Genomic DNA, 14,741 nt, shown 5'->3' on the forward strand with positions numbered 1-14,741 from the left:
CGGTGTCTGTCGGCGTTCGTCCAAGAATATTTTCTGTCTGGCGGTGATTTCTCATCCCCGTTTTCGGGGTGCCGTGCAGCGCTTTTTCGGGACCGCCGGAGCATTTCGCCACCGGCACGGCATGGGTCCTAGGGTCGCGCAGTTCGCTTCGCTCCTGCTTGCCCTAGGATGACGAACGCGTTGATGTCTTTGGCCAATCGCCACCGTTGGCGATCGGCGGAAACACCCGACGCTTCGTCATCCTAGGGCAAGCAGGAGCGAAGCGAGTGCGCAGACCCTGGGACCCATGCCGTACCGGTGGCGAAGCACTCCGGTGAGGTAGAACAATGTAGAGCAGGACGTCCCCCAAAATGAAATGAAAATCGCCGCCCGCGAAGAATGTCATGCCTGTAAAGCCAAGCGGAAACAGAGAGTTGCTCGCAACCCGCGTGGATTATTGCGGAACAAGCATGACCAACGGGCGGACGCCCGCCCTAGCTGCTCCAGCGCACCGACATTCGCCACCGCTTCGTCTTCAACATAACGGGAAGTGGCATGAAAGGAGCGGGCACCGATCGACCGCCCCACTCCGTCCAACACGGGTGTCTCGTTGGTGCAAGACGTGAGGAAGGCCGGGTTTTCGTGTCGCGCCTCGACACCACGAAGCATTGCGCCAAAACAGCGCACCCAAGCAAAAAGGCCGCCCGGAACCGGACGGCCTTCGAAAAATCGATGCTGCGTGCGAATCAGTAGCCGGCTTCGGCCAGCAGCTTGCGCAGGCCGTTGTCGTCCAGCACGTCGGGGTTGGTGTCGCTGGAATAGGTGAAACGATCCGGCACCGTGGTCGCGCCCATCGTCTCCTTCAGAGACTTGCGGGCGAAATCGTCGAAGGCCGGCTCGATCGCGTAGCGGCTGCCGAGGTCGACGGTGATGTAGGCGTCGTCGACGGAAATCATCACCTCGTGCAGCTTCTCGCCGGGCCGGATGCCGACCGTGTGGGTCTTGCAGTTCGGCGCGATCACGTTGGCGAGCTGCATGATGTTGACGCTCGGGATCTTCGGCACGAAGATTTCGCCGCCCTGCATGATCGGGAAGCTGGAGAGCACGAAATCGACGCCCTGCTCGAGCGTGATCCAGAAGCGGGTCATGCGCTCGTCGGTGATCGGGATGTCGGCGTTCTGCTTGGCGAGCGCGGCGAAGAACGGCACCACCGATCCGCGCGAGCCGATGACGTTGCCGTAGCGCACGACGGCGAAGCGGGTCCGGCGGTTGCGGCCGACCAGGTTGTTGGCGGCCACGAAGGACTTGTCCGAGGCGAGCTTGGTGGCGCCGTAGAGGTTGATCGGGTTGCAGGCCTTGTCGGTGGACAGCGCGACGACCTTTTCGACGTCATTGTCGAGGGCGGCGGCGATCACGTTCTCGGCGCCCATAATGTTGGTCTTGATGCATTCCATCGGGTTGTATTCGGCGGCCGGCACCTGCTTCAGCGCGGCGGCGTGGACGACGTAGTCCATATTGCGGGTCGCCATGCGCAGACGGTCCTGGTCGCGGACGTCGCCGATGAAGAAGCGCAGCGAATGCAGCTTGTCGGCGGGGAACTTCTGGCGCAACTGCTGCTGCATTTCGTACTGCTTGAGCTCGTCGCGCGAATAGACGACGATCCGGTCCGGGGTGCTGGTCGAAAGCACGCGGTTGATGAAGGCCTTGCCGAAAGAGCCGGTGCCTCCGGTCACGAGGATGTTCCGGCTGTTGAGGTCTACAAGTTGCATTCTCTATCTCGCTGGTTCGGCAAAAGGCGGTGTGTTCACCGTCCGTTTGCTCGGATTTTTGACGTTGATGTAGGGTGCCCCAAAACCCGGAAGATGGATGGCGCCGTTCAACAGTGCGCGGCCGCCAAAGTCAATATGTTGCGTTGCAGAAGATGAAAGTTGGAAACCCCGGCGTACGATCTCTGCCGGATCGGCTTCTGTTGTGTGGTCCACGGGAGCTTGACGCGCGCCGATAGTGTGGCAATAGTCCGCCCGCTTTCGGGGGCGTGCCACAATTCCGGCCAAACGCTCATCTCCTTGTCGGATCGATCGAGACGAATCTGCTCGACATTTGCGAAGCCAACAAAACAGTTTGCCCCACCATGGCGGAGTTTCTTTAGATGTTTTTACCTTATGGCCGGCAGTCGATCAGCGAGGACGATATTCGGGCGGTCGTTGACGTGCTTCGCGGCGATTATCTCACGACAGGCCCGGCGGTCGGGGTTTTCGAGGACGCGCTCGCCAAATCCGTTGGCGCAAAGCACGCGATCGCTTGTGCCAACGGCACGGCGGCGCTGCACCTGGCCAGCCTTGCATTGGGCCTGAAGCCCGGCGACCAGGTCATCGTTCCCTCGATCTCGTTCATGGCGACCGCCAACGGTCCGCGCTATGTCGGCGCCGAAATCATCTTCGCCGATGTCGATCCGGATACGGCGCTGATCACGCCGGCAGCACTTGAGGAGGCGATATCGCGCGCCGATCCGAAGCGGCTGAAGGCCGTCTTCGTCGTCCACATGGGCGGCAACCCGGTGCCGATGGCGGCGATTTCGAAGATAGCGCGGGCGCATGGGCTGAAGATCGTCGAGGACGCCTGCCACGCGCTTGGCACCGAATCGAATGACGGGCAGGCCTGGCAGGTCGGCGACTGCACCTATTGCGATCTGGCGGTCTTCTCCTTCCATCCGGTCAAGACCATCACCACCGGCGAGGGCGGCGCGATCACCACCAATGACGACAGGATGGCCCGCCAGATGCGCCTGGAGCGCAGCCACGGCATAGAGCGCGAAAGCGCGGGCTTCAGCAATACCGGGCTCGGCTTCGACACCGACGGCGAGGCCAATCCCTGGTACCACGAGCTGCAGACCCTGGGCCTCAACTACCGCCTGACCGACTTCCAGGCTGCGCTTGGCTCGTCGCAGCTCGGCCGCCTGCCCGAATTCCTCGAACGCCGGCGCGCGCTCACCGCCCGCTACCGCGAGGCCTTCGCCAAGCTGAACAGCGACACGCTGCGGCTGGTGGAGGCGCCGGCGGGCAGCAATTCGGCGCTGCATCTGATGGTCGCGCTGGTCGATTTCGACGGCATCGGCATCAGCCGCGCCAAATTCATGAACAGGCTGAAGGAGAAGGGCGTGGGCACGCAGGTCCACTACATCCCGATCCACCGCCAGCCTTATTATGTCGAGGCTTCCGCTTCGCCGGAACTGCCGGGCGCCGACCGCTATTACGCGCGCTGCCTGTCGCTGCCGCTCTATCCCGACATGAAGGATTCGGACGTGGATACGGTGGTCGAGGCGCTGCAGGCCGTCGCCGCTGGCTGACAGAGGTCCGCATCGGTCGGGGAAAGGCAAGCCGCGCGGATGGAGGTCCGTCGCGGCTTCGCTGCATAGGGGAGGAGATTTGACCATGGCCGACCGGAACATACTGCTCTACGGAACCACCGAACCTCTGCCGGAGACATTTGAACTCAAGGCCGGCCCTGTCACCGCGACCTTCGACGCCGGACAGTTGCGGTGGATCAGACTCGGCGGTGTCGAGGTGATTCGCGCAATCTCGTTCCTGATCCGCGATCGCAACTGGAGCACCGCAATCCCGCGGATCGGCAATCTGAAACTCGACCAGGACGAAAACGGCTTCTTGCTTGAATTCGACGCGCGCTGCCCGACCATCGACGGCGACTTCGTCTGGCACGGCTCCTATCGCGGCGAGGCCGACGGCACGCTGACCCTGGCCGGCAAGGGCCGACCCGAAAGGGATTTTGTCACTTGCCGCACCGGTTTTGTCATCCTGCATCCGCTGCGTGGCGTCGTCGGCGAGCCGATGACCGTCGAGCACACCGACGGTTCGGTCGAGGAGGCCGTGGTGTCGGCGGAGATCGTTCCGGACCAACCCTATCTGCTCGTCCGGGCGATGACCCATTCGCCGCTGCCGGGCGTCAGGGCGACGATCCGCATGGAGGGCGATAGCTGGGAGACGGAAGACCACCGCAACTGGACCGACGCGTCGCTGAAAACTTATAGCCGGCCGCTGTCGCTGCCCTGGCCCTATGAGATCGCGGCGGGCGAGGAGGTTTCGCAGTCGGTCACCTTGCGCTTCTCCGGCACGCTTCCGGTCAAGCCGGCGGAAGTGGGCGCGGTGACGGTGAGCCTTGGTGGCGAGGCCGGAAAAATGCCGGAGATCGGGCTCAGCGTCCTGCCGGAGGATGCCGAGCTTGCGGCGGGCTCGGCGACGCTGGTGCAGCAGGCATCGGTTTCGCATCTAAACTGCCGGCTCGACCTGCGCTCGGACGCATGGCAGGCGCCGCTGGCGCATTACCGGCATCTGGCTGACTCCAACGGTGCGAAGCTGGTGCTTGAGATCATCATTCGGGGAGATCAGGAGCCGGCCGCCGAACTGGCACCCGTGGCGAAGGCTGTTCGCGACGCCGGCCTGTCGCCGGCTGCGGTCGTCGTCACGCCGGCGGCGGATCTTGTGTCCTATCCGCCGGGGCGCCCGTTTCCGGAGGGCGTTCCGAGCTTCGAGGCGGTTGCTGCCGCTGCCCGCGCGGCCTTTCCCGGCGCGCGCATCGGTGGCGGCATGCTTTCCAATTTCACCGAACTCAACCGCAAGCGCCCGCCGCGCGGCGTGTTCGATTTCATCACCCATGCCACGTCAGGCGTGGTGCATGCCGCGGACGACCGCTCGGTGATGGAGACGCTGGAATCGGTCGGCCATATTATTCATTCGACCAAAAACATCACCGGCGGCGAGCCGTACCGGATCGGCCCGTCGCATATCGGCAACAGTTTTAACCCCTACGGCTCGCGGGTGACGCCCAATCCGGACAATGGCCGCGTCACCATGGCGCGCGTCGAGCCGCGGCACCGCGGCCTGTTCGGCGCGGCGTGGCATCTGGGCTACCTGTCGCAGGCCGCCAATGGCGGCGTCGAGGCGGCGACCGTAGCGTCCCCGGCCGGCGAGTTCGGCATTGTCTATCGCAAGCTGCCGCACGCCCAGCCCTGGTTCGACGAGGCATCGTCCGCTCAGGTCTATCCGCTATACCATGTGATCGCCGGCATCGCCGCCGGCGCCGGAAAGCCGCGCGTCGACGTCTTGTCGGCGGACGCCGACCGCGTCCGGGCCATGGCGTGGAAAGATGGCGGCGTCACGCATCTCTGGCTTGCCAACACCTCGGCGGATTCCGTCGACGTGTCCGTGGAAGGCGCCCGGGGCAAGGCGACGCTGGCCGTGCTGGACGAGGGGAGTTTCGAGAAGGCCGCCAGCGATCCGGGCTTCATGTCGAAAGCTGCGCCCTTTGCGGGCGGGACGATCCGCCTCGGCTCATATGCGGTCGCGCATCTGACTTTCGGAGCCTGATGCACCGCGAGGCGCCGATCGTCTGATCTGCCTGCTTGCCGGATATGCCGGAACTGTTGATCGCTGGCTTCGGCGCGAGGCCCAAAGCAAGGGGGCGGGGCTATGGTCGCCTGGAAAGCGGCGACGGAGCGCTCTCGGACGCGCTCACCCCTTCCCCCTTGCTGCTGGGCGCTCCCCAGATCTTCAGCCAGCCGCCTTGAGGCGCGGCTGGACCGCGTAATATCGGCCGAACCGGTTGGCGAGGAAGCTGTCCAGCGAAATCTCCTCCTGGCGGACGAAACCGCGGTCGCGCAGCTTTCCGTCGGCGAGCATGTCGAGCACCGCGCAGATGCTGGCCGCCGTGGTGATCTGGATGGCGCTGTACAGTCTGCCGGAGATCACCTCGCTGTAGACCTTGTTGGCGTAGGTCTCCTGCACGAGGCGGCCGTCCTTGTGACCTGTGACGGTGACGAAGATGACCACCACGTCCTGGTTGGTCGAGGGCAGGGCCTTTTCCAGAATGTCCTTCAGTACGTCACGGCGGTGGCGCAGGTCGAGATCGTTGAGCAGCGCCTTCATGATCGTCGCGTGGCCGGGATAGCGGATGGTGCGGTAGTTCAGCGTGCGCACCTTGCCGTCCAGCGTCTCGCACAGCGTGCCGAGGCCGCCCGACGTGTTGAAGGCTTCGTAGGTGACGCCGTCCAGCGCAAATTCCTCCAGTTCCTCCATCGCCGGCACCTTGGTCAGCCGGCCCTCGACGATCGCCTCGCAAGGTTCGATATATTCGTTGATGACGCCGTCGGTGCTCCAGGTGAGGTTGTAGTTGAGCGCGTTGGATGGATATTGCGGCAGCGCGCCGACGCGCATGCGCACCGTGTCCAGCGTGTCGAACCGGTCGACGAGATCTTTTGCGACGATCGAGATGAAGCCGGGGGCGAGGCCGCATTGCGGAATGAACACGGTCTTCGCGCCGGTGGCGATTTCTTTCACGCGCCGGGTGGATTCGACGTCCTCGGTGAGGTCGAGATAGTGAGTGCCCGCGGCTGCAGCCGCCTCGGCGATCGTCGTCGTCAGATGGTAGGGAGCGGCGCTGAGCACGGCGAACTTGCCTTGCATGAGGGCCTCCAGCGCCCCCTTGTCGGCGATGTCGATCGCCACGGTCGAGATCGCCTTGTGCGGCTCGATGCGGTCGAGCTGGTCCTGCTGACGGTCGGCCAGGATGACATGATAGTCGCCCGAGCCGGCGAGCAACCTTGCGATGGTCGAGCCGATCTTGCCGGCGCCGATCACGATCACGTCTTTCACAATTGCCTCCGCGAGCCGCTTGTCCTGGGAAATATGAATATCCTGCGGAGCCATGTCGGATAAAAGCGCTGAGATGATCGGATTGCAGTGTCTTTTTTAGCAATCCGCCGTTAAGATTGAGCGGAATGACGACAACCGACAAAGATCGCCAGCTACTGGCGCTGCTCGGCGAGAATGCGCGCGCCTCGACCTCGGACCTGGCGCGTCGCCTCGGCCTGTCGCGCACGACAGTACAGGCGCGTATCGAGCGCCTGGAGCGCGAAGGCGTCATCACCGGCTACGGCGTACGGCTGTCGGAAGAGTTCGAGCGCAACATCGTCAAGGCGCATGTGCTGATCACCGCCGGCCCGAAAGCGCTGGCGCGGGTCACCGCCGAGCTTGCTGCGATTCCCGAAGTGCGCACCCTTCATTCGGTAAGCGGCAGCTTCGACCTCATCGCCATCGTCGCCGCCCAATCGATCGCCGAGCTGGACCATCTGATCGACCGCATCGGCGAGTTGGAGGGCGTGGAGCGCACGCTGTCGTCGATTATCCTGTCGACGCGAATCAACAGGTAGGCGGCGCACCGGTTTTCACGAACGACGTATACCCGGTCTACCTTGCAACCCGAGAAACAGTTGGATGGTCTTTAGCACCCCAACCCTTCGGGCCGCCTCTCCCGCTGCCCGGACTATCGGATTTACACATCTTTGCATTGGGCTTCCCCTTAGCTTGGTTGTGCGGGATTTCCTGCACCGACTTTGACTTCATCGCTGTTGAGGCATGGATTCCCGACACTCTCCGCTCGCTTCGCTCGCTCACGAGATCGGGAATCCATGCCTCGGAGGTGGTGACACCAAAGCTGATGAAGAACCGGCTGTTTCTGGCGAATAGCCAACCAGCAACCAACATCCGAGATGTGTGAACACGATAGCCCTGCCCGGGAGAGAGGGCCAGTAGAGCCGGAGTGGGGGTGCTTTTCGGGTAGTCAGGTAGACCGGGTATTAACTCACGGGCTGCGGTTCCTTCAGGCGACGCCCGCTGCTCAGCCGCCGCTCTCGGCGTCAATGTCGTCGTCAGCCAGTTCCGACACCGGAGACACGATGACCGATTCGTAAGGTGCGGCCAGCGACCAGCGCACATGGCCCGGCGACCGCTCCAATGTGGCAACGCCGTCCACGGCCTGCGGTGCGACACGCCGCAATACCACCGTGCCGAAGCCCGTTCGCGAGGCATCGTTCCGCCTGTCGACCTTGCGAGGAATGGCGGTCTCCTCCCAGTTCAGCAGGAACTCGCGCTTGCCGGCAAGGTTTGTCGTCACCTGCCAGTTGATCGCGATGCGCCCCACCTCGCTCGACAGCGCCCCATATTTGGACGAGTTGGTGCCCAGTTCATGGAACGCCATGCCGATATGCTGGACGGCGTTGGGCAGAAGCGTCAGCAGGGGCCCGGAAAGCGAGATCTGGTCCTCGTGGCCGAAGGGTTTCAGATGTTCCTGGATGACGTCGAAGAGACTGGCGCCGGACCATTCCGACGTGACCAGCAGGTCGTGCGAGCGCGACAGTGCCATGATCCTGTCGCGTACGCGGCGTTCGAAATCCTCCGGCGTGGCCGAGTGCTTGTTGGTCTCGCGGATGATCGAAAGGATGACGGCAAACTGGTTTTTGACGCGATGATTCACCTCCCGCATCAACATCCGGATGCGGCGCTCGTTTTCCTTCGCCGGCGTGATGTCGCGGGCGATCTTCGAGGCCCCGACGATCTCGCCGTCGCGGTTCCTGATCGGCGAAACGGTCAGCGACACCGAGATCAGCGTGCCGTCCTTGCGGCGCCGCACCGTCTCGTAGCTCGCGACCCGCTCGCCCTTCTTTATGCGGGCGATGATGTCGGCTTCCTCCCCGCGCAGCCGGTCGGGTATCAGCATCAGGATCGACTGTCCGACCGCCTCCTCGGCGCTGTAGCCGAAAAGCCGTTCCGCCGCGTGATTCCAGCTCTTGATGATGCTGTCGAGGTCCTTGCTGATGATCGCGTCGTATGACGAATCGACGATCGCCGCGAGGCGGGAGTCGATGTCTGCGTCGGGGCGAGGAACTATGCTGAGGATCTCGGCCATAGTCGAACGTATCAGTCCGATCATGCGCCGACAATTTCATTTGACATGTCTCCGGTCCTGGCCGCCGGCTGGCCCTTGCGTCCGGAACAGCACCGTCGGACTGCCATATGTTCCCGTAGCGTCGGCTTGCCGCGACCAGGCGACGACGTCGGAATATCTGGCCGACAGGGCGACCGCCGTGCGGATTGCGCTTTCTTGGCTCTGAGGTTCGGTCGGCGACAAGATCGGCTGAAGATTGCCATGTTCGTCGGGGTCGAAGGCAACGACCATGATCAGTTTGGACATGACGGTCGGATCGCGTTGTTCTGTCTATCGACGGCCTGTCCAGGGTCCTCCGGCGATGCCGGCCGGCGGTAACGGGCCGGGAGCCGCGAAAGAGTGCAAGGCAGGAAGCGGCGTGGAAGGCGGAACGGGAATCCGCATTCCACGCCCTGGCGGGCCGTGGACACCCGTCAGATCACCGTGAAGTCCAGATGCGAGACATCCGGCGCGCCGGCCAGCGTCGCGAACTTGATGTTGGAGAAGGCAGTTCCCGAACCGTCTGCGTCGTAATAGAGCGCGCCGGTCGCGGAATTGTAGATGATGCGGTCGTTGAAATCCTTGGGCGCGGCCGCGACGTCCTTGAAGGCGTCGACATGCAGCGCGCCGATCGGCAGGACGCCGAACACCGACGAATCGAGATAGATCGTGTCGTCGGCGATGCTGAAATCGCCGATCGTGCCGATGTTGCCGGCGCCAAGCGGCGCTATGAACGCGAAGAAATCGGCGCCGCCGAGACCATACAGCGTGTCCAGCCCGCCCCGGCCGGCAATGATGTTGGAGCCCGCATTGCCGACGATCTGCTGGCTGAACCCATTGCCGGCAAGGTCGATCCCCAGCGTGCCCGACGCGCCGTTGGTGGTCAGGATCTCGACATGCACGCCGGAGCCGAGAGCATAGTCGACGCCCGCCATGACCCGATCGGCGGTTCCGCCGTCCGCGCCTTCGACGACCGTCGTGCCGGATGCATAGACCTGGTAGGTGTCGTTGCCTGCCAGGCCGCGCAGCGTGTCGACCGCGCCGCCCCCGTCCCGAAGCACATTGTTGCCGGCATTGCCGACAATGTCCTGGTGCAGCGCGTTGCCAGCGAGATCGATGTCGGCCGTACCGTCCGGATCGGAGGCGATCAAAATCTCGATGCCGACGCCGGAAGCCAGCGCATAGCTGACGCTCGTCATCACAGTGTCGGCGTTGCCTTGCCCGGCGAGTTCGCGGATTGTCGTGGCCGTGCTGTCGACCCGGTAGGTGTCGTTGCCGCCCAGTCCGATCAGCACGTCGCCCGCGCCTCCGCCGTCGGCCAAGATGTTGCTCCCGGCGTTTCCATGGATTGTCTGCGACAACGCATTGCCGGTCAGGTTGATCGCCGCGGTGCCCGTCGAGCCGTTGGTCGTCAGCCGCTCGACCTCGACGCCGGCGGCAAGCACATAGGATACACCAGCCGCGATGCGGTCGTCTGTGCCGCCGCGCATGGCCTCTATCACCTTCGTATCGGCGCTGTAGATGCGGTAGAGGTCGCTGCCGGCGCCGCCCTCGAATATGTCGCCAGCGCCTTCGGACCGGAATTCATCTGCGAACGCCGAACCGAAGACAAGGTCGACTGCCGAGGTGCCGACGAAACTGGCTGCCGCGTCGAACAGTGCCACATTGAACTGATATTCGATGGCAGCGCCGCCGATATTGTCGTTGAAGAAATAGCTGGCGGCGGTGTTGGCGCCCGGCGTCAGCGCTGCAACGAACTGCAAGTCCATCGGCCGGTCCGCGGTCTGCCGGAAGTAGCCGCTGTCGGTGCCGATCTCGGCTCCGATCTCGCCGTCCCAATGAAAGATGCCGTCCTCGTCCTCGAAACCGGCCAGATCGTAGTGGAAGGTGGCGGCAAGCTGATCGCCGTTGCGGACGAGCGAGAATTCGGCAGAGACGCCGGAAACGAACTGGCTGACGATCAAGGCACTCTCCGTTGTTTCGTGCGTTCCATACCTGGCCCGGGCGGGTCTTGTGCTCGAAGCGGCGGGCGCCGGTTAGTCCCGTCCCTTCCAGCCATACAGGAAGTCGAGTGCTTCCAGCCCGTCCGACCGGACTCCTGAACCATCATCCCGCGCCCGCTCCGCTTCGGGCAGGACGCTGCGGCGGGACTCGCGCATCGATGAAAGTGCGTTCCAGAGCGTCAGGGGCTTGCGCGACGCGTGGGCGGTCAGGGTGGCTGTCATGACGATTGCCGTGCGCATCGAAATTCTCCCGGATGACATGATGGATGGGGTCTTCGCCCGAGGCGCCTGTGCTTGGCCGAGACAGGACCGGACGAGATCGCCGTGCGGACAATATTGAGCCGGCAAATCACCCGATTGGAAAGTTTGGCGTGGAAGGCGGGACGGGATACCGCCTTCCACGCCTTGACGGGTTGCGCTCCCGTCAGATCACCACGAAATCGGCATGGGTGAGGTTGGGATTGCCGATCAGCGTGGCGAACCGGATATTGCCGTAGACCGAGCCGGAGCCGTCCGCGTCGTAGTAGAGTGCGCCGGTCTCGGAATTGTAGATGATGCGGTCATTCGCATCCTTCGGCCCGTTGGCGATGTCCTTGAAGGCCGAGGCGGCAAGCGTGCCCGTCGCCAGCGCCGTGAAGAACAGGTCGTCCAGATGCATCGTGTCTGCGGCGACGTTGAAGTCGGTGATGGTGTCGACATTGGTGTCGCCGTTCAGCGCCGAGTTGAACACAAAGACGTCCTGGCCGGTGCCGCCGGTCAGCCGGTCGTTGCCCGCATAACCCTTCAAGATGTCGTTGCCTGCGCCGCCATTGATTCCATTATTGGCGCTGTTCCCGTTCAGCCCATCGTTGAAGTTCGACCCGACGAGATTTTCGATCGAGACGAAACTGTCGCCGGCCGCGTCGCCGCTGTTGATCGACGGATTGGACAGACTGACGACGACACGGGCCGCCGCGCCGGAATAGGATGCGGTATCGACGCCGGTTCCTCCGTCGAGCCGGTCCGCGCCGGTGCCGCCCTGCAACGTATCGCTGCCGGCGCCGCCGCTCAGATTGTCGTTGCCGGCGTCGCCGCGGATGCTGTCGTTGTTCGCTCCGCCATCGGCCGTGTCGTTGCCGGCCCCGCCGGAGATGGTGTCGTCGCCGGCATCGCCACCCAGGAAGATATCGTTGCCGTCGCCGCCATCGAGACGGTCGTCGCCGGCGCCGCCGTAAAGTGTGTCGGCACTGTCGCTGCCACGTAACGTGTCGTTGCCGCCCAGGCCGGAGAAGCTGACGCTTTCCGTTCCGCCGGTCATGCTGTCCGCCGCCTTGTCCGAGCCCAGGAAGGATTCGATGCGATAAAACGAGTCTCCCGCTGCGGAGCCGCCCATGACGAGTGTCCGCAGATTGATGATGGCGCCTTCGAGCCTGCGGAAATCCATGATGTCGAAGCCGAGGTAGCCATCGAAAATATCCTGGCCCGAGCCGTCGGCGATGAGGCGGTCGCTGCCTTCGCCGCCCATGATGTAGTTGCTCAGCGCGTTGCCGCTGCCGATGAAATTGCCCTTTCCGATATAGACGAGCTTTTCGACATTCGCCGCGAGCATGAGGTCGTCGAGCGTCGTCATGACCGTGTCGTAGCCTTCGCCGGCCAGTTCGGTGACGATGTCGCCGTAGCTGTCGGTGAAATAGGTGTCGTTGCCGACGCCACCCGTCAGTTGGTCGTTGCCTATGCCTCCCTCGAGCAGATCGTCTCCGGTCTGGCCGTAGATCACGTCGTCTCCGGCCTCGCCATAGAGGCGGTCGTTTCCACCGGTGCAATTCTCGCCGGGATCGACCGAATATTCGCCGGTGATCGAATCGTTTCCGTCACCGCCGAAAATCAGGTCGTCGCCGCCGATCAGCCTGTTCGTCGAATTGTTGAGGACATCGCCGCTGATCGAGTCGTTGCCGCCGCCGCCGGAGAGAATGTCGTTGCCGCCGATGACAGTACCGCCGGCGTTCTGGACGTCGCCGATGATCAGGTCGCCCTGGTCGTTTCCATAGATTTCGTCGTTGCCGCCGCGCAGGAAGGCATATGAATTCATGGTCCCGGCGTCGCCGACGATCTGGGCCACCGAGCCTGCGCCCTGGTCGATCCGGTCGTTGCCGCCCGTCACCTCGGCCCGGTCGCCCTCCAGGCCGATGATGCTGATGACGTCTCCCCACACGCCGGATTGGATGGAGGTCGTGTTGACGACGATCGTGTCGTTGCCGCCGAAAAGCCCTCCGGAGGCCAGCACCTTTTCCACGTCGCCGACGAGGTGCTGTCCGTACGCCGAGGCCTTGGCGGTGATGACGTCCGCGCCGCCGGTGAACACGCTGGCCGGAGCGCCAGCCACGGCGCGGCCGACGGTGATCAAGTCGCCATAGGCCGTGACCTTCGCGTTGCCCAGGTCGAAGACGTCGTCGCCGCCCTTGCTTTCGCCGGCGCGCGCCGTGATCCCGTCGCCGAACAGCACAAAATTCGTGCCGGCCGGCGCGAAGGCGCTGGTGGCGCCGAGGATGACGTCGTTGCCCGAGAGCAGGCCCCAGAAACTGTCGGCGCCGTCGTCCAGCAGGGGAGCGGACACTGCCGCGCCCTTGATCACGATGTCGGGCACAGCGGCATTGTCGTTGCCGACGTCGATGGCGATCTCGGTGACGAGGCCGCCCGTGGCGCGGCCATTGCCGTCGAAGGTCATGCCGGCGCCGGTCAGGTCGAGATCGTGGTTGTCCGGCGTCAGCCAGCTCCAGGCCGTCGCGGTCGGGCCGCCGTCGGCCATTCCATAGGCGACGAGGCCGGGATCGGTCATGTCGACCGAAGCTTGCGCCTTGGAGAGATCGAGTGTTGCCATTCGTGGTCAGTTCCTATCGAAAATACTAATCCCCCGGCGCGAGCACGCGCCGCTGAAGGGATCGCAGTGGAATGTTGGTCTTCAACCCAGGGTGACGGCCGTGAATGTCACGGTCGAAGCATCCCCTCAGGCGTGTGTTCCGTCGGCAAGGCCTGGCTTTTGCGCGATTGACGTTGGGAATTCCAACGAATAAGTGGAATGTACAACATTAGTAGTGCTTATGGACATCGACCTCTACAAGTCTTTCCTTGCAATCTACGACACGGGGAGCTTCACGCGCGCCGCCCGCGAGGTCGGGCGCACCCAGTCGGCGATCAGCCAGCAGATCCGGCGGCTGGAGGAGACGCTGGGGCGTCCTCTCTTCACCCGCACGGCCGGCAACGTCGAACTGACCGAATACGGCAAGTCGCTGCTGGGCTTTGCCCGCGACATCGTCGAGACCCATGCGGAAGCGCTTGCCACCTTCAGCCGGGGATCTTTCCAGGGACTCGTCGTGCTCGGTATTCCCGATGGCTATGTGAAGCGGGTCATGCGGGACGTGCTGCTGGAATTCACCGCGCTCTATCCCGAGGCGACCATCAACATCGTCATCGACGATTCGCCGGGGCTGGCGCGCCGCATCGCTGATGGTTCCGTCGACCTGACGTTCCTGACGGAAGGCAACTGGCCGACGCGCGGCGACATCGTCTTCAAGGACCGCCTCGTCATTGCCGGTCCGGCGACGGGCGATCTGTTCAAGGCCGACCCCTTGCCGCTGGCCGTGTGGGACGAGCGGGCTTTCGACCACCGCCTGATGATCGAGGCGCTCGAAGGCATGGGCCGCCGCTACCGCATCGCCTGCATCTGCCGCAGTGTCTATGGCAAGCACGTCGCAATCACCGCCGGGCTGTGCGCCTCGGTGATGGTCGAGAGCAGCCTGATCGAGGGCGAACGGGCCTATCTTCCCGAGGACGGCTTTCCCATACTGGCCGACGCCTTCGTCCGGCTCGAGCGCTCGCACTTGAAGAAGTCGCAGATCGTCGACCGGCTGGAACGCCATCTGCTCGAGCATTTTTCAGGAAAGACGGTTGCCAGGGAGATTCGCGCCGCCTGACCGAAACCGGCCCGGCTTTGGGTGGAAGCTGGAG

11 protein-coding genes are annotated in these 14,741 nt (G+C 63.8%); 4 read left to right on the forward strand and 7 right to left on the reverse strand.

The window, feature by feature from the left end; translation table 11 throughout:
• Nucleotides 1–725: 725 nt before the first annotated feature.
• Nucleotides 726–1,748: a UDP-N-acetylglucosamine 4,6-dehydratase (inverting) gene (pseB, locus tag ACH196_RS09830; protein WP_396646705.1), complete on the reverse strand. Its 1,023-nt coding sequence runs from the start codon at nt 1,746–1,748 to the stop codon at nt 726–728.
• Nucleotides 1,749–2,128: 380 nt separating this feature from the next.
• Between pseB and pseC the strand changes: the two genes are divergently transcribed.
• Nucleotides 2,129–3,325, forward strand: coding sequence for a UDP-4-amino-4,6-dideoxy-N-acetyl-beta-L-altrosamine transaminase (gene pseC / locus ACH196_RS09835; RefSeq protein ID WP_396646706.1), 1,197 nt, complete (start codon nt 2,129–2,131; stop codon nt 3,323–3,325).
• Nucleotides 3,326–3,410: 85 nt separating this feature from the next.
• On the forward strand, nt 3,411–5,360 hold the full coding sequence (locus ACH196_RS09840; protein WP_396646707.1) for a hypothetical protein: 1,950 nt from the start codon (nt 3,411–3,413) through the stop codon (nt 5,358–5,360).
• A gap of 183 nt (nt 5,361–5,543) precedes the next feature.
• On the opposite strand, the gene ACH196_RS09845 is transcribed toward ACH196_RS09840, so the two are convergent.
• Nucleotides 5,544–6,644 (reverse strand): saccharopine dehydrogenase C-terminal domain-containing protein, encoded by a 1,101-nt coding sequence (locus ACH196_RS09845; RefSeq protein ID WP_396646708.1) that lies wholly within the window; start codon nt 6,642–6,644, stop codon nt 5,544–5,546.
• A 125-nt stretch (nt 6,645–6,769) separates the two neighbouring features.
• Here ACH196_RS09845 and ACH196_RS09850 point away from each other — a divergent pair, with 125 nt between their 5' ends.
• On the forward strand, nt 6,770–7,201 hold the full coding sequence (locus ACH196_RS09850) for an Lrp/AsnC family transcriptional regulator (RefSeq protein ID WP_396646709.1): 432 nt from the start codon (nt 6,770–6,772) through the stop codon (nt 7,199–7,201).
• A 467-nt stretch (nt 7,202–7,668) separates the two neighbouring features.
• Here ACH196_RS09850 and ACH196_RS09855 read toward each other — a convergent pair whose 3' ends face one another.
• From ACH196_RS09855 to ACH196_RS09875, 5 genes are all read right to left on the reverse strand, one after another.
• Nucleotides 7,669–8,760, reverse strand: a complete 1,092-nt coding sequence (locus tag ACH196_RS09855; protein WP_396646710.1) for a PAS domain S-box protein — start codon at nt 8,758–8,760, stop codon at nt 7,669–7,671.
• Between the two features lie 12 nt (nt 8,761–8,772).
• Nucleotides 8,773–9,021 (reverse strand): hypothetical protein, encoded by a 249-nt coding sequence (locus tag ACH196_RS09860; RefSeq protein WP_396646711.1) that lies wholly within the window; start codon nt 9,019–9,021, stop codon nt 8,773–8,775.
• Between the two features lie 167 nt (nt 9,022–9,188).
• The gene (locus tag ACH196_RS09865; RefSeq protein WP_396646712.1) at nt 9,189–10,718 is read right to left on the reverse strand and encodes a hypothetical protein; all 1,530 of its coding nucleotides are present in this window, start codon (nt 10,716–10,718) and stop codon (nt 9,189–9,191) included.
• 72 nt (nt 10,719–10,790) lie between these two features.
• Entirely contained in the window at nt 10,791–10,997 is a 207-nt protein-coding gene (locus ACH196_RS09870; protein ID WP_396646713.1) for a hypothetical protein, read from the reverse strand.
• A 184-nt stretch (nt 10,998–11,181) separates the two neighbouring features.
• Entirely contained in the window at nt 11,182–13,614 is a 2,433-nt protein-coding gene (locus tag ACH196_RS09875; RefSeq protein ID WP_396646714.1) for a beta strand repeat-containing protein, read from the reverse strand.
• A gap of 220 nt (nt 13,615–13,834) precedes the next feature.
• Here ACH196_RS09875 and ACH196_RS09880 point away from each other — a divergent pair, with 220 nt between their 5' ends.
• Nucleotides 13,835–14,707: a LysR family transcriptional regulator gene (locus tag ACH196_RS09880; protein ID WP_396646789.1), complete on the forward strand. Its 873-nt coding sequence runs from the start codon at nt 13,835–13,837 to the stop codon at nt 14,705–14,707.
• Nucleotides 14,708–14,741: the final 34 nt, after the last annotated feature.

It is taken from the genome of Mesorhizobium sp. IMUNJ 23232 (assembly GCF_044326205.1).
Lineage (GTDB): Bacteria > Pseudomonadota > Alphaproteobacteria > Rhizobiales > Rhizobiaceae > Kumtagia.

Bases quoted from the DNA above. Each gene is read 5' to 3' on its own strand.
- pseB (WP_396646705.1), bottom strand. From the start codon at position 1,748: ATGCAACTTGTAGACCTCAACAGCCGGAACATCCTCGTGACCGGAGGC.
- pseC (WP_396646706.1), top strand. From the start codon at position 2,129: ATGTTTTTACCTTATGGCCGGCAGTCGATCAGCGAGGACGATATTCGG.
- ACH196_RS09840 (WP_396646707.1), top strand. From the start codon at position 3,411: ATGGCCGACCGGAACATACTGCTCTACGGAACCACCGAACCTCTGCCG.
- ACH196_RS09850 (WP_396646709.1), top strand. From the start codon at position 6,770: ATGACGACAACCGACAAAGATCGCCAGCTACTGGCGCTGCTCGGCGAG.
- ACH196_RS09855 (WP_396646710.1), bottom strand. From the start codon at position 8,760: ATGATCGGACTGATACGTTCGACTATGGCCGAGATCCTCAGCATAGTT.
- ACH196_RS09860 (WP_396646711.1), bottom strand. From the start codon at position 9,021: ATGTCCAAACTGATCATGGTCGTTGCCTTCGACCCCGACGAACATGGC.
- ACH196_RS09870 (WP_396646713.1), bottom strand. From the start codon at position 10,997: ATGCGCACGGCAATCGTCATGACAGCCACCCTGACCGCCCACGCGTCG.
- ACH196_RS09875 (WP_396646714.1), bottom strand. From the start codon at position 13,614: ATGGCAACACTCGATCTCTCCAAGGCGCAAGCTTCGGTCGACATGACC.
- ACH196_RS09880 (WP_396646789.1), top strand. From the start codon at position 13,835: ATGGACATCGACCTCTACAAGTCTTTCCTTGCAATCTACGACACGGGG.